Source organism: Burkholderia ubonensis, from assembly GCF_902833085.1.
GTDB classification, from domain to species: Bacteria; Pseudomonadota; Gammaproteobacteria; order Burkholderiales; family Burkholderiaceae; genus Burkholderia; species Burkholderia ubonensis.
Genome location: NZ_CADFEB010000009.1, coordinates 227,278 through 241,673, shown reverse-complemented (window position 1 = coordinate 241,673; position 14,396 = coordinate 227,278). Strand labels below are relative to the sequence as shown.

Here is a 14,396-nt window from a genome sequence, read left to right as displayed (position 1 = left end):
CTCCTGATGGAATGCCTGCTACACAGCAAGTACCGGGCCAGCTCGCGTGTCGCCGCTAACCCACTGATTCTTAAGCAACCAGCCGCGTGCTACCCCAGCCGATTGATTTCAATTTGGAAATTCCACGTTCCAAAAATGAAATCGCGCGCGCATAATCGTTCGTCATGGACCTCTCCTCGATCAAGCCCATCGGCCCCGCCGACCGCGCGGTGCGGCCGCGCATCTGGGCGATGGGCATCAGCCGCCTGCGGGACCTCTTTCGCGAGATCGCCGGCGAATTCGACGAACGCGCCGACGTGCGCATCGTGTCGCGCGCGTATGAAGAGGCGCTCAACGCGATCGCCGAGGCCGGCGCCGCGCGGCCCGACGTGATCGTCGCGGCCGGCTCGAACGGCAGCTTCCTGAAAACGCGTGCGCCGGTGCCGGTCGTAGTCGTCACGCCGACCGGCTTCGACGTGATGCAGGCGCTCGCGCGGGCCCGGCGCGACGCGTCGCGGATCGCGCTCGTCAGCGTCGGCGAGACGCCGCCCGAGGTGCGCCGCTTCGTCGCCGCGTACGGCCTCGACGTCGAGTTTGCGTCATATCAGTCCGCGCAGGAAGCGGAAACCTGCGTGCACGACCTGCGCGACCGCGGCATCGAGACGATCGTCGGCCCCGGCCTCGTCACCGACCTGGCCGCGAGCGCCGGCATGGGCGCCGTGTTCCTGTATTCGCATGCGTCGGTGCGCAAGGCCGTCGACACCGCGCTCGAGGTCGCCTATGCGACGCACGCCGAGGCGCTGCGCCGCCAGCGCCTCGACAACCTGCTCCAGCACCTGCGCGACGGCGTCGTCGCGCTCGATGCGCGCGGGTGCGTCGAGGCGATCAACGAACGGCTCGCGCTGGCGCTCGGGGTCGAACCCGCGGCGGCCGTCGGCCGCGCGCTGGTCGACCTGACGCCGGAGCTGCGCACGCTGCGCGGCGACGACGGCGACGCGCTCGCGACCGTGCGCGGCGTGCGCTACGTCGTGCACCGCGGCCCGCTCGTCGATCGCGGCGTCACGTCGGGCAGCGTGCTGACCTTCCAGGAATCGCGCGCGGTCGAGCGCCTCGACCGTGCGCTGCGCTCTCAGCCGGGCACGCAGCAGTTCGCGGCGCGCTATACGCTCGACGACGTGGTCGGCGCATCCGCGCCGATGGCGCGCGTGCGCGACCTCGTGCGCCGCTACGCGAAATCCGACGCGACCGTGCTCGTGCTCGGCGAGAGCGGCACCGGCAAGGAGATGATCGCGCAGAGCCTGCATGCGCTGTCCGCGCGGCGCAGCTATCCGTTCGTCGCGATCAACTGCGGCGCGTTTCCGGAAGCGCTGCTCGAAAGCGAGCTGTTCGGCTACGAGGAAGGCGCGTTCACCGGCGCGCGGCGCGGCGGCAAGACGGGCCTGTTCGAGGCCGCGCATCGCGGCACGCTGTTCCTCGACGAAATCGGCGAAATGCCGCCGTCGCTGCAGAGCCGGCTGCTGCGCGTGCTGCAGGAGCGCGAGGTGATCCGGCTCGGGTCGACCGAGCCGATCCGCATCGACGTGCGCGTGATCGCCGCGACGCACCGGCCGCTGCTCGCGGCCGTCGAGGACGGCACGTTCCGCGCGGATCTCTACTACCGGCTCAACATCCTGAACGTCGGGCTGCCGCCGCTGCGCGAGCGCCCGGACGACATTCCCGCGCTCGCGGCCGCGCTGCTGGTGCAGGCCGCGCGGCGCGAGCCGCGGCTGGCGGACAGCCTGCGCGATGCCGGCGACGCGGCGCGCGTGCTCGACGCGGCGCAGGCGATCCTGATGCGCTACCGGTGGCCCGGCAACGTACGGGAATTACAGAACGTGATCGAGCGGATCGCGGTGGAGCTGGCGGAGGAAGCGGGCGACGACGGGCAGGCTGCGCCGTGCGGCGTGCTCGATCCCGACGCCTTGCGGGCCATCGCGCCGGAGCTGTTCGCGAGCCCGGCCGACGCGTGTGCCGATCCGGACGACGCGCCGACGCTGCAGGCGCGCCGCCGCCGCGCGGAAGCCGACGAGATCCGCGCGGCGCTCGACGCATGCGGCGGCGATCGCGACCGCGCGTGCGCGATGCTCGGCATCAGCAAGACGACGATGTGGCGAAAGCTGTCCGGCAGGTAGGCGACGCCTGCCGCGACGCGGCCGTGCGCGCCGGTCCGCCGCCGGTCCCCGGTCAGTCCGCCTTGTAATAGTGACGATGGGCCTTCGCGCGATTGCCGCATGACGCCATCGAGCACCAGCGGCGACTGCCGTTCTTGCTGTCGTCGACGAACAGCCATTGGCACGCGTCGTTCGCGCACCGCTTGACCTTCGCCAGGCGCGTGCCGCCGAGCAGGTCGATCGCCGACCACAGCACCGGGCTCAGCAGCCCGCCGAGCGTCGCGGCCTCGCGCCCGACCTGCCACGCGTACCGGTCGTTCGTGCGCACCAGCGCGACCCGCGGCGCCGCTTGCGCGAGATGGCCGCGCAGCGCCGCGACGTCGCGCGCCGGCGGCTCGCGCTGCTCCGCCTGCGCGAGGTAGAGCCGGTAAAGCGTCTCTCGCAGCGCCAGCGCGCCGTCGAGCCATGCCGGCCCGGCATCCGCGGTCGACGCGCGGCACGCGTCCGCCAGCGCGGCCGGCACGCCCCCCTGCTCGCGGCACCATGCCAGCAGGTCGTCGACCGTCCCGAGCGTTTCCGTCGGCGTCTCGCTGCCCCGCCAGTAACGCGTATTCGCGAAATCGATGCTCAGCGCTTCCGGCGGCGCCGGAATCAGGAAGTCCGCGTCGGCGGAAGGATGCATATCGCTCATGTCGCGATCGTATCTAACCACCATGCCGGTTGACAAGCGCAAGGACGTTTCCTAGCATAACCGGCATGGTGGTTAAAACTCGCTTGCCGCACTGACACCCACGCAGTCTCAAGGAGCAATGACATGATCGATCACCTTTCCTTCGGCGTCGCCCAAATCGACCGCAGCCGCACGTTCTACGACAGCGCGCTCGGCGCACTCGGCTACAAGCGGCTGTTCGGCGACGCGTCGTCACTCGGCTACGGCACGGCCGAACCGGTTCTGTGGCTCACGTACACGGCGCGGCCCGTGGCGGCCGATCCGGAATCGGGGCTGCATGTGTCGTTCAAGGCGTCGTCACCGGTGGAAGTCGACGCGTTCTACCGGGCCGCGCTCGCGCACGGCGGTACGGACAACGGCGGGCCCGGCAGGCGCGAGCACTACGGCCCCGGTTATTACGCGGCGTTCGTCACGGATCCCGACGGGTATCGGCTGGAAGCGCATTGCGAACTGGACAACATCGTGTGACGGGGGAGACGCGTGCATCGCGCTCGATCGGCCGCCCGTCGACCCAAGGCCCGATTCCGTCGTGCGCGGAATCCGGCCTCTGCTTTTCGCATCGCCGAACGGCTACTGCGCGGCGCGCGTGCGCTGCAGCTGCTCGCCGAGCCCTTCGACGCCGAGCCGCACCGTTTGCCCGGGCTTCAGGTACACCGGCGCCGGCTTGATGCCCATGCCGACGCCCGGCGGCGTGCCGGTCGTGATCACGTCGCCCGGCTGCAGGCGCATGCAGCGCGACAGATACGCGACGAGCTGCGCGACGGTGAACACCATCGTGCGCGTGTTGCCTTGCTGGTAGCGATGGCCGTCGACCTCGAGCCACAGGTCGAGCCGCTGCGGATCGGGCACGTCGTCGCGCGTGACGAGCCACGGGCCGATCGGGCCGAACGTGTCGAAGCCCTTGCCCTTGTCCCACTGGCCGCCGCGCTCGAGCTGCCATTCGCGTTCGGACACGTCGTTGACCACGCAATAACCGGCGACGCAGTCGAGCGCGCGCGCCTCGTCGACGTCCTTGCACGGCGCGCCGATCACGACGCCCAGCTCGACTTCCCAGTCGGTCTTCACCGAGCCTTTCGGAATGTCGATGCCGTCGTTCGGGCCGCAGACCGAGCTCGTCCACTTGCCGAACACGACCGGCTCGGCCGGCACGGGCATCCCCGCTTCCGCCGCGTGATCGGCGTAGTTCAGCCCGATGCCGATGAACTTGCCGATCCGCCCGACGCACGGGCCGATGCGCGGCTCGCCGGGCACGAGCGGCAGCGTCGCCGGATCGAGCGCGCGCAGCCGCGCGAGTCCGGCGTCGGACAGCACATCGCCGGCGAGATCGTCGACATGCGCCGACAGATCGCGAATCCGGCCGTCCGCGTCGAGCAAGCCGGGTTTTTCCTGGCCGGGCGGGCCATAGCGAAGCAGTTTCATCGAACTCAACCTCCCTGATCGGATGTGACAGGATGCCGACGCACGTATAGGCGTGCCGCCACGCGCAACGGGCGGGCCACCGTCGGTTTGCGGATCGGCGCCGGCGCAACGGCGCTCGCGCGCAGCGGCCAGCGTTGCCCCGCCGGCCCGCATGGCGCCGCTTCCGCGCTTGCCCACCGCTCTTTGTACCACCCGCCGCCGGCCATGAAATGACGCGCGACGGATACCGACTATTGAAGCGCGCGCTGGCCTTGCGGCGCAGCATCGCGGTTACGCGTCGCCCCCCGCGCCGGCCCGATCCGCTCCGGGCAACACGACGCGGATACTCGCCATACGGGCGTCATCGGTTCACTGCGACTATTTCATCTAATAAAATAAACATGCACTTTCTTGTCATATTTATCAATGAAAGTGGTCGCTCATACGCTCCCAATTGGTAATAATCCGTAAGAATCTGCCGAATTAATTCCAATTTGTTTATTGTTATGCTCGATCGAAGTGCGCTCGCCGGCGCGTACAGGCTTTGCACATGGGCGTTGCAGAGCCGTTGCGCGTGCGCTGCCGACCGATCGTGCGCATTCACCGACCCACGATACCAAGACGATGCAGATGATCAACGACCGGTCCCCCGGTAACGACGCCCATGGAGACGGCGGGGGGCTCGAACGCTATCGCGCCCCCGCGCTCGACAAGGGGCTCGACATCCTCGAACTCCTGTCCGAGCAGAAGGAAGGGCTCACCCGCACCGAAATCACGAAGGAACTCGGCCGCAACGCGAGCGAAATCTACCGGATGCTCGAGCGCCTGGTCGCGCGCCGCTACGTGATGCGTTCGACGGGCGGCGACCGCTACACGCTCAGCCTCAAGCTGTTCGCGCTCGCCCACCGCCATCCGCCGATGAGCCGCCTGATCGCCGAAGCGCTGCCGCCGATGCAGCGCTTCGCCGATGCGGCGGAACAGTCCTGCCACCTGGCCATCTACGACCACGGCAACCTGCTCGTGATCGCGCAGGTGGACGGCCCCGGCCCGTGGGGCGTGTCGGTGCGGCTCGGCTCGCGCATCGGGCTCGCCGATACCGCGTCGGGACGCGTGACGCTGGCGTTCCAGGCCTCCGAGCAACGCGCGCACATGCTGGCCGAGCACCGCAAGGTCAAGGGCGAAGCGCCGCTCGACGAGCAGGAGCTCGCGCAGGCGTGCCAGGCGATCCGCGGCGACGGCTTCCTGTGCCGGGACAGCCGTCAGGCCTATGGCGTCGTCGACATCAGCGTCCCGATCGTCGGCCCGTCCGGCCACGCGATCGCCGCGCTGACCTGCCCGTACATGCGCCGCATCGACGCGCACGCGGCGCCTTCCGTCGACGCGACAGCCGAGCGCCTGCGCGCCACCGCCGCGACGCTGTCGATGAGCCGCATCGAGCTGAACTGACCGGCGCACGCGAGCGCATCGGAGCGATGCGGGTGCGGCGGCAACGCGCGCCGCGACGCGGCACGCGCGGCGGCGCCGCGTACTGAGCATGTTGCGCGTGGTCGCGATGCTTCGCCCGGCCGCGCCATGCAGGGTCGCTACGCTAGAATAGCGGCCCTCTCCAAAACTACGACGGCCGGCGGCGCCGGCTGTCGTGTCTGATGAATGTCATGGCCAAACTTCTGAACGATCTCGAATTCCAGCGTTTCTCCGAACTTCAGCAGAAGCAGGCAAGCTTCACGATCACGCCCGAAGAGGCGGACGAACTGCGCGACATCGTCGCGCGTGCGCAGAAGAAGCGCGACGACCGCGCTGCCGCGATGCAGGCGATCGAAAACTACATCGAGCAATTCGACATCACGCCCGACGAGCTCTTCTCGCCCGACCAGATCGGCGACGCCGCCCGCACCTATGGGCTCATCACGGCGACCAAGAAGGAGCGCACGCTGCCGCCGTCGATCACGTTCAACGGCAAGCCGTATCAATGGACCAAGACGCTGCCGGACGACGTCCGCGGCGCGCTGTTCGAAGCATTCAAGGCCGGCGAGTCCGTCAAGCGCTTCATCGCGATGCCGAAGGACGTGGCCCGCTGCGCACTGACGATCGCCCGCCTCGAACGCGAAACGGGCGCCGTATACGCGGACGCGCACCTGACCGAACTCGCCATCTCGCGCGAGCAGGTAAACGACGCGGCGACGAAACTGGCCGCCTGACCGGTCCGCCGGGCACGGCCGACACCGGCGCGCGCATCGCGACAGCCGGCGCCGTGCCCACGGGAGCACCGCCGGCGCGGGCTCCCGAAAAATCTCACCTCAGCCTCCCGCAAGTGCTCACCCGCACGCCCCGAAAGTGCTCACCCGCACATCCCGAAAGCGCTCACCGAGGGCTCCCGGATCAGCTCACCCGCGCTTCCCGCAGACCCTCACCACGGCTTCCCGCAGAGGCTCACCATTGCGTCCCGGAAAGGCTCACCGGCGTCTCCCGGAGACGCTCACCGCCCCTTTCCCGAAAGGGCTCACCGAAGGCTCCCGAAAAAGCTCACCCGTGCATTCCCGGAAAGGCTCACGCACGGCCCCCGAAAAAGCTCACCTTTGACTCGATAGGGGCGTAAAGACATCGTTGCCCGCCTTCGCTCGCGCCGCGGCCGAGGGCGAATGTGCGCGCGACATGCCGTATCCGGCAAAGGGGGAGAAGCGCCGCGCGTCACGCCTGCAGCTTCATCTTGAAGCCCACGATGCCGGGCTCCTCCGTCGCGGTGACCGTGAATCCGCATGCGCGCGCGAGCGCAATCATCGCGGTGTTCTCGCGCAGCGCCTCGCCGATCATCCATGCGGTGCCGCGCGAGCGCGCGTACTCGATGATGCGCGCCATCAACAGACGCCCGAGCCCCTTGCCCTTCTGGTCCGGCCGAATGCCGATCGCGAACTCGGTCGTCTCGTTGTCCGGGTCGGTCACCGCGCGTACCGCGCCGAGCGTGTGCGACCGGCCTGCCCCGTCGTCGACCGACGCGATGAACGCCATCTCGCGGTCGTAATCGATCTGCGTCATGCGCGCCAGCTGCGAATGATCGAAGCTGCGCACCGCGCCGAAGAAGCGCATCCGCAGATCCTCCGGCGTCATCGCGCCGAGCAGTTCGTTGTGCGCGGCCTCGTCTTCCGGACGGATCGGCCGGATCGTCATCGTGTCGCCCTGCCATGCAAGCGTCTGCTCGAGATGGCGCGGATACGGCATGATCGCGAGCCGGCTGCGCCCCTCCGCCAGCGTGACGCGCGGCGCGATCACGCGCACGCGGTCGGGCAGCACGCGCAGCGTGAGCGACAGCGCGACCACCTCGCGCACGTCGCACACCACCTGCGACAGCGCCGTGAATGCGCCGAGCGCGGGTTCGACCGGCGCGCGGCGCGCATACGGCGAGCGCTCCATCACCGCGCGCGCGAGCACCGTGTTCAGCGGCGGCAGCCCGAAGACGACGAACGGCGCGGACACGCCGTCCGCCGAAGGCACCAGGTAGCGGAATACCGGACCGAAATTCGGGTCGTCGTGCATGTCGACCGTCACGTCGACGACCACGGCATCGCGCGGCTCGTCGGACGGCGCCGCGCCTTGCAGGCCGAAGTGCGCCAGCCATTGCAGCGCGGGCTCGCCGGCGAGTTCGTGCCGCCCCGCGTCCAGCCACCCGCGCGCCTCCTCGCGCGCGGATGCGACGCATGCCGCCGGCTGCGGCGGCGTGCCTTCGGGCGTCTGCATCAGCAGTTCGCGGCCGAGGTTGTAATCGACGAGGCGCGCATACGCGCGCGCCAGCCGCTGCGGCGTCGTGTGCACGGGAATGCCGTTCGCATGCAGCGCGTCGCGCGTCGACGCATCGACCGCGCCGAAGAAGCACGCGAGGATGCCGCGATGCGCATGCTGGCGCGTTTCGATCAGCATGCGCGCCACCGCATCGGCCGGCGCACTGTGCGACGTCGAATGCACGACGAACAGCGTGCCGGTCTGCGGAAACGGCGCGAGCGCGCGGATCACCGCGCCGAAATGCTCGGGGCGCGCATCGTCGCCGAGCGTCAGCGGATTGCCGGGCGCGTCGAGATGCGGGAGCGCTTGTGCGACGGCCTCCGTTGCCGCCGCCGGCCATTCGGCCAGCACGTCGCGCACCTCCGCGACCGCATCGACCGCGAGCTTCGCGACGCCCGCGTCGCTCGTGACGAGCGTCGCCGCGCCGCGCGCGGCGACACGGCCGACGCCTAGCGTCTCGATCTCGTCGAGCAGATCGTCGAGCGCGTCGACGCGCACCATCCCCGCGCGCTGGAACGCCGCCGTATACAGCGCGTCGCCCGGGTCCGAGCGGCCGGTGCGCAACGCGAGCACCGGCTTGTTGCGCGCGGCCGCGCGCGCCGCCGACATGAACTTGCGCGCGGCGCGCACGCTGTCGAGCTCGAGCAGGATCGCGCGCGTGCCGGGATCGCTCGCGAGGTAGTCGAGCACGTCGCCCGCATCGACGTCGGCCTCGCCGCCGAGCGCCACGACGTGCGAAAAGCCGAGCCCGCGCGCATCCGCCCAGCCGAGGACCGCGTTCGTCAGCGCATTCGACTGCGATACCCACGCGACGCCGCCCGAGCGCACCGTATACGCCGGCGCGCCGAAATGCGCATGCCGCGCCGGCGACAGAACGCCGAGACTGCCCGGCCCGACGATACGGAGGACGAACGGCTTTGCCGCCTTGAGCGCGCGATCGAGCGCCGCACGATGCGCACTGGTGCGCGCCTCGCCGACGATCACCGCGACGCGCGCGCCGAGGACGCCGAGCTTGTGCACGATGCCGGGCCACGTCGCGGGCGGCGTGCAGATCACCGCGACCGACGGCGGCGCGGGCAACCGGTCGACATCCGGCACGACCTCGTAGCCGTTCAGCGCGTCGTATTTCGGATTGACGGGCCACACGGCCCCATCGAACGCGCCGTCGAGCACGCGCGCCCATACCATCGCGCCGATACTGCCAGCGCGCGGCGACGCGCCGACGACCGCAACGGATTTGGGCTGAAACAGCGCATCGAGATGGCGAACGGTCACATCGGCTCCATACGGTAACGAAAGATGGCCGGACCCGGATGCGGCTCGACGAGCCGCCGTCCGGCCTGCGCGAATTCAAAGCATAGGCGAACCGCTCGCGGCTGCCTATATGCCGAATGGCCGGCTACTCGACCTCGGTCAAGCCGTGCACCATGCACGGGCGTCCGGCATGCAGCGTCACGCGAAACGCGAACGCGTTCGTCCGCGCCGGTTCGGCAATGGTGAGGATTTACAGGAGCCAAGGTGAGAACGTTCGGGAATTGCGCACGTGAATGCGCGAAACGGCGAAAGGTGATGGAAACATCCTCGGCGCATGCACCGCGCAATTCGCCTGCGGATACGCACACGCGACACGCGACTGCGCGGCGGTTTACCGGAAATCGGCGCGAAACGCGGATAAATCGCGGCGATTTGCCGAAACGGCACGCGGTAATCGCGCAGCAGCGCGCCATGCTTCGGAGGATTCAAATGATCCGCACGCGCACAAAAACAAAACGGTGCGATGGCCATCGGGCCATGCGCACCGTCAGTCAGCGCGGAAAAGGTGAGACTTTTCGGGAATCAGTCCTTGATCAGGAAACGCGCGCGGTTCTTGCCGAGCCATGCCGGCGCGCGGCCGCGGCCGCTCCACGTTTCGCCGGTCTTCGGATGGCGATATTTCGGCGGCAGCGGACGCTTGGCCTTGACAGGGGCGCCCGTGGAACGGAAGCCGAGCTCCTCCGGCGTAATGTCGAATTCCTCGATCTTCGCCCGGATCGCAGCGATCGCGTCGGCGATCGCCTTTTCGCGTTCCTTATCGATCTTCTGCTGAAGTTTTTCGAGTTGCGCTGTCAGTTGCCGGTAGGTCGCCATATGGATGGGATTCCCTGAGTGTTATTTATGAAAAATAGGTGACTCGAAGCAAATAGAAAAGGGGCCTGCGCGATCGGGAGATTTCTCCGGCTGCGAAAACGGGATCAATAACCGCTTTTTCTCTTGCATGCGAAGAGAAGACTCCGCACGCCGCTGTCGACCGATTGCTGAAGCACGTCGAATTCACCGTTGCAGGTGACGCGCGCGTTGTCCATGCAATTGCCCCATGAATCGCCGCTCGTGCATTGCACCAACGTGGTCGGACGGCCATCCGAAGTAAACAGCGGGGCACTTCCGCCACATCCCCCGAGTACCGCCAGCAAGACAATCGCCCCGGCCCGCCGCAACAACGCTTCGGGCCTTCGACAGACCGACGCAAGCATGTGTTTCATTATTCTTTCCGTCAACCTTTTTTTAAATGTCGCGAGTATGCCATGCGCCCGTGCACGCTCGTCAATTCGGCGCCCGGTCGGGTTGCGCGCGGGTCTTGTACGGCACCGTCCGGCGCGGATCGTCTGTGATGCGAACGAAAACCTGCTCGACGTCGGGCAGCGCCGCCAATTCGCGTTGCAGCACCGCGCGATCGAACGACTCGTCCGCACACCCTTCCACGTAGACGAAGCGCCGCTGCACGGTGATCCACAGGCTCGTGCCGCCCAGCCGCGTCGCGCCGGCAAAGTGCGCCTTCGCCGCAGCCGCGATCGGCGCGTCGTACATATAAGAATTCGGCTTCGTGCAGCGATGCGCGAGCCAGCAGGTCGTGCCGCGCTCGGCGCGGTAATGCGCGTCGTCCTCCATCTCCGCGCGGGTCATCCACGGCCCGAGCGGCAGCGGGCACTCGGCGACGTCGCGCGAGAGCGCGACGAACGGGTCGTTGTACCAATTGCGTCGCATCGTCTGTTCGCCCGCCTCGTCCGGTTGCGCGAGCGCGGATGCCGCAAGCGCGGACGCCGCCAGCGTCACGCCCAGCCACCACGCGATGCAGGTTCGCTTCATCGCCGCCTCCTCGTTCGAGCCGCGCCGGAAACGCGCGCGCTGTCAGCCGATGCCCAGCGCCGCCAGCTTCTTGTAAAACGTCGCGCGCCCGATGCCGACGCGCGCGGCGGCGTCCACCACCTTGCCGTTGCAGGCGGCGAGCGCGTCGGCGAGGAACTGGCGCTCCCATGCCGCCAACGCGTCCGCGTACGACACGGCGGATGCGGCAGGCGCCGCGCCTGCTTCAGGTTCGGCCTGCGCGGGCGGCATGCCGTCGGACTGTGCGCGCGAAGGCCCGAGAAACGGCGCGAGCGCCCGTGCGTCGATCACCGAGCGGTCGGACAGCATCAGCGCACGCTCGAGCGTATTGCGCAACTCGCGCACGTTGCCGGGCCACGGATACGCGCACAGCATCCGCAGCGCATCGTCGGTGAGCTCGCAGTGCGCGGCGCGTCCGTGCTGGGCAGCGAGCTCCTCGAGCGTCGCGTAGACGAGCGCCGCGATGTCGGACGCGCGCTCGCGCAGCGGCGGCGCGTGAATCGTCAGCACGTTGAGCCGGTAATAGAGATCGGCGCGAAAGCGGCCGGCCGCCACGAGCGCGGGCAGGTCGGCCGAGGTCGCCGCGATGATCCGCACGTCGGCGCGCACGATGCGGTTCGAGCCGACGGGCTCGAATTCCTTGTCCTGCAGCACGCGCAGCAGCTTGCCCTGCAGCGGCAGCGGCATGTCGCCGATCTCGTCGAGGAACAGCGTGCCGCGGTCGGCCAGCTCGAACTTGCCGACCCGCCCCTTGCGGTCGGCGCCCGTATAGGCGCCGGGCGCCGCGCCGAAGAATTCGGTCTCGAGCAGCGCATCGGGAATCGCGGCGACGTTGACCGTCACGAGCGGCTGAAGCGCGCGCGCCGACGCCGCATGGATCGCGTGCGCGAGCAGTTCCTTGCCGGTGCCGGTTTCGCCGAGCAGCAGCACCGGCGAATCGACCTGCGCGGCGCGGCGTGCCTGGCGCTTCGTCTCGAGGCTCGCCGGGCTCGTGCCGACGAAGCTCGCGAACGTGTATTTCGCGCGACGCGCCTGTGCAAGCGAACGCTGCGTCGCGAGCAGTTGCTGCTGCAGCTGCACGTAGCGGGAAAAGATCGGCGTGAGCGTCTTCAACTGGTCGAACAGCGCGAAGCCGATCGCGCCGACCGTCTCGCCCGCCTCGTTCTTCAACGGCAGGCGGGTCACGACGAGCGGCTCGCGGCCCGTCTCCATGATGTCGAGCAGGATCGGCTGCCCGGTCGACACGACCTCGCGCATCAGGCTGTGCGGGATCACCGCCTCGCAATCGAGGCCGACCGCCTGCTGCGGATCGGCGAAACCGAAACGCGCCGCATAGCGCTCGTTCATCCACACGATGCGCGCGTCACGGTCGACGATCAGCGTGCCGGCGCTCGAATCCTCGAACGTCCTGAACAGCGATTCGGCGGCGCGCAGCAGCACGTCGCCATAATCGACGGGCAAGCGGGGCCAGTCGTTCATCATCGTGTCATCGTCTCCGTGTATTGCTTTTGGGTATCGTCCGGGCCGTCTCCGGAACGAGACGGATTATCTCATTCCGGAGACGGCCCGCAACGCCTTGCCCGTTCACGTTTGACAAGCATGTCCGGGTCGTCCGGACGGGAAATTCGTCTCCATACGGAGACGATTTATGTAGAATCGCCTGAAGATTGGCCGGCGTGGGCCCGCCGGCCACCGGCGGACCCGCGTCCGGCGGCGCATCGCGGCCGGTGGCACGAAACCTGCACGAACCTGAGCCGGTCCGCGGCGCGCCGCGCGACCGAACAAAACCAAAGCCATTAGGAGACTCTCTTGTCCTTCGTGATCGTCCTCGCCGCGCTGGCGTTCCTGATGTTCGCCGCGTACCGCGGCTACAGCGTGATCCTGTTCGCGCCGATCGCCGCGCTCGGCGCGGTCCTGATGACCGAGCCGGCTGCCGTCGCGCCGGTCTTCTCCGGCATCTTCATGGAGAAGATGGTCGGCTTCGTCAAACTGTATTTCCCGGTGTTCATGCTCGGCGCGGTGTTCGGCAAGGTGATCGAACTGTCCGGCTTCTCCGAGTCGATCGTCCACGCGGCGATCCGCTACATCGGCCGCTCGCGCGCGAATGCGGTGATCGTCGCGGTGTGCGCGCTGCTCACCTATGGCGGCGTGTCGCTGTTCGTCGTCGTGTTCGCGGTCTACCCGTTCGCGGCCGAGCTGTACCGCCAGAGCAACATTCCGAAGCGGCTGATGCCCGGCGCGATCGCGCTCGGCGCGTTCTCGTTCACGATGGATTCGCTGCCCGGCACGCCGCAGATCCAGAACATCATCCCGACCACGTTCTTCAAGACGACCGCATGGGCCGCTCCGGCGCTCGGCACGATCGGCTCGCTGTTCATCATCGTCGTCGGCCTCTCGTATCTCGAATGGCGCCGCCGCTCCGCGATGGCGAAGGGTGAAGGCTACGGCACGTCGCTCGTCAACGAGCCGGAGCGCGTCGCGACCGAATCGCTGCCGAGCCCGTTCCTCGCGATCCTGCCGCTGATCCTCGTCGGCGTGTCGAACTTCGCGCTCACCAAGCTGATCCCGACGTGGTACGGCGCCGCGTCGTACACGGTCGCGCCCGACGTGCTGCCGGGCGTGCATACGCCGGTGACGACGTCGATCAAGACGGTCGTCGCGATCTGGTCGGTCGAGGCCGCGCTGCTGCTCGGCATCCTGCTCGTCGTCGTCACCGCGTTCAAGCGCGTCAGCGACCGTTTCGCGGCCGGGTCGAAGGCAGCGGTGGGCGGCGCGCTGCTCGCCGCGATGAACACCGCGTCCGAATACGGCTTCGGCGGCGTGATCGCCGCGCTGCCGGGCTTCCTCGTGGTCGGCGACGCGCTGAAGAGCATTCCGAACCCGCTCGTCAACGCGGCCGTGTCGGTCAGCTCGCTTGCCGGCATCACGGGCTCGGCGTCGGGCGGCATGAGCATCGCGCTCGCCGCGATGTCGGACCTGTTCATCAAGGGCGCGCAGGCAGCGAACATCCCGATGGACGTGCTGCACCGGATCGTCGCGATGGCCAGCGGCGGCATGGACACGCTGCCGCACAACGGCGCGGTGATCACGCTGCTCGCGGTGACCGGCCTCACGCACCGCGAGTCGTATCGCGACATCTTCGCGGTGACGATCATCAAGACGCTCGCGGTGTTCTTCGTGATCGCGGTGTATTACACGACGGGGCTCGTGTAAGCGCGACGCCG

The 14,396-nt window shown here is 68.5% G+C and carries 12 protein-coding genes; 5 read left to right on the top strand and 7 right to left on the bottom strand.

Annotated elements, in window-relative coordinates; genetic code table 11:
• Positions 1-164: 164 nt before the first annotated feature.
• Positions 165-2,150: a propionate catabolism operon regulatory protein PrpR gene (gene prpR, locus HWX31_RS25300; RefSeq protein ID WP_174963801.1), complete on the top strand. Its 1,986-nt coding sequence runs from the start codon at positions 165-167 to the stop codon at positions 2,148-2,150.
• A gap of 52 nt (positions 2,151-2,202) precedes the next feature.
• Here the strand turns inward: prpR and HWX31_RS25295 are convergent, their stop codons facing one another.
• On the bottom strand, positions 2,203-2,844 hold the full coding sequence (locus HWX31_RS25295; protein ID WP_174963802.1) for a CGNR zinc finger domain-containing protein: 642 nt from the start codon (positions 2,842-2,844) through the stop codon (positions 2,203-2,205).
• A 99-nt stretch (positions 2,845-2,943) separates the two neighbouring features.
• Here HWX31_RS25295 and HWX31_RS25290 point away from each other — a divergent pair, with 99 nt between their 5' ends.
• A complete protein-coding gene (locus tag HWX31_RS25290; RefSeq protein WP_059586518.1) occupies positions 2,944-3,327 on the top strand; it encodes a VOC family protein in 384 nt (127 codons plus the stop codon).
• 102 nt (positions 3,328-3,429) lie between these two features.
• Here the strand turns inward: HWX31_RS25290 and HWX31_RS25285 are convergent, their stop codons facing one another.
• Complete coding sequence (locus HWX31_RS25285) at positions 3,430-4,278, bottom strand: ureidoglycolate lyase (RefSeq protein WP_174963803.1); 849 nt, start codon at positions 4,276-4,278, stop codon at positions 3,430-3,432.
• 603 nt (positions 4,279-4,881) lie between these two features.
• Between HWX31_RS25285 and HWX31_RS25280 the strand changes: the two genes are divergently transcribed.
• Together HWX31_RS25280 and HWX31_RS25275 are read left to right on the top strand one after the other, a co-directional pair.
• On the top strand, positions 4,882-5,703 hold the full coding sequence (locus tag HWX31_RS25280) for an IclR family transcriptional regulator (protein ID WP_174963804.1): 822 nt from the start codon (positions 4,882-4,884) through the stop codon (positions 5,701-5,703).
• A gap of 200 nt (positions 5,704-5,903) precedes the next feature.
• Positions 5,904-6,455, top strand: a complete 552-nt coding sequence (locus HWX31_RS25275) for a hypothetical protein (protein WP_029226267.1) — start codon at positions 5,904-5,906, stop codon at positions 6,453-6,455.
• Positions 6,456-6,945: 490 nt separating this feature from the next.
• On the opposite strand, the gene HWX31_RS25270 is transcribed toward HWX31_RS25275, so the two are convergent.
• From HWX31_RS25270 to HWX31_RS25250, 5 genes are all read right to left on the bottom strand, one after another.
• Entirely contained in the window at positions 6,946-9,306 is a 2,361-nt protein-coding gene (locus tag HWX31_RS25270; protein WP_174963805.1) for a bifunctional acetate--CoA ligase family protein/GNAT family N-acetyltransferase, read from the bottom strand.
• A gap of 561 nt (positions 9,307-9,867) precedes the next feature.
• A complete protein-coding gene (locus HWX31_RS25265) occupies positions 9,868-10,158 on the bottom strand; it encodes an H-NS histone family protein (RefSeq protein ID WP_010090142.1) in 291 nt (96 codons plus the stop codon).
• 104 nt (positions 10,159-10,262) lie between these two features.
• Positions 10,263-10,550: a hypothetical protein gene (locus HWX31_RS25260; RefSeq protein ID WP_174963806.1), complete on the bottom strand. Its 288-nt coding sequence runs from the start codon at positions 10,548-10,550 to the stop codon at positions 10,263-10,265.
• A gap of 61 nt (positions 10,551-10,611) precedes the next feature.
• Positions 10,612-11,154, bottom strand: a complete 543-nt coding sequence (locus tag HWX31_RS25255; protein ID WP_174963807.1) for a BON domain-containing protein — start codon at positions 11,152-11,154, stop codon at positions 10,612-10,614.
• Positions 11,155-11,196: 42 nt separating this feature from the next.
• On the bottom strand, positions 11,197-12,654 hold the full coding sequence (locus tag HWX31_RS25250; protein ID WP_174963808.1) for a sigma-54 interaction domain-containing protein: 1,458 nt from the start codon (positions 12,652-12,654) through the stop codon (positions 11,197-11,199).
• A 327-nt stretch (positions 12,655-12,981) separates the two neighbouring features.
• Here HWX31_RS25250 and HWX31_RS25245 point away from each other — a divergent pair, with 327 nt between their 5' ends.
• Positions 12,982-14,385: a GntP family permease gene (locus tag HWX31_RS25245; protein WP_059610564.1), complete on the top strand. Its 1,404-nt coding sequence runs from the start codon at positions 12,982-12,984 to the stop codon at positions 14,383-14,385.
• Positions 14,386-14,396: the final 11 nt, after the last annotated feature.

Bases quoted from the DNA above. Each gene is read 5' to 3' on its own strand.
- prpR (WP_174963801.1), top strand. From the start codon at position 165: ATGGACCTCTCCTCGATCAAGCCCATCGGCCCCGCCGACCGCGCGGTG.
- HWX31_RS25295 (WP_174963802.1), bottom strand. From the start codon at position 2,844: ATGGTGGTTAGATACGATCGCGACATGAGCGATATGCATCCTTCCGCC.
- HWX31_RS25290 (WP_059586518.1), top strand. From the start codon at position 2,944: ATGATCGATCACCTTTCCTTCGGCGTCGCCCAAATCGACCGCAGCCGC.
- HWX31_RS25285 (WP_174963803.1), bottom strand. From the start codon at position 4,278: ATGAAACTGCTTCGCTATGGCCCGCCCGGCCAGGAAAAACCCGGCTTG.
- HWX31_RS25280 (WP_174963804.1), top strand. From the start codon at position 4,882: ATGCAGATGATCAACGACCGGTCCCCCGGTAACGACGCCCATGGAGAC.
- HWX31_RS25275 (WP_029226267.1), top strand. From the start codon at position 5,904: ATGAATGTCATGGCCAAACTTCTGAACGATCTCGAATTCCAGCGTTTC.
- HWX31_RS25265 (WP_010090142.1), bottom strand. From the start codon at position 10,158: ATGGCGACCTACCGGCAACTGACAGCGCAACTCGAAAAACTTCAGCAG.
- HWX31_RS25260 (WP_174963806.1), bottom strand. From the start codon at position 10,550: ATGAAACACATGCTTGCGTCGGTCTGTCGAAGGCCCGAAGCGTTGTTG.
- HWX31_RS25255 (WP_174963807.1), bottom strand. From the start codon at position 11,154: ATGAAGCGAACCTGCATCGCGTGGTGGCTGGGCGTGACGCTGGCGGCG.
- HWX31_RS25250 (WP_174963808.1), bottom strand. From the start codon at position 12,654: ATGATGAACGACTGGCCCCGCTTGCCCGTCGATTATGGCGACGTGCTG.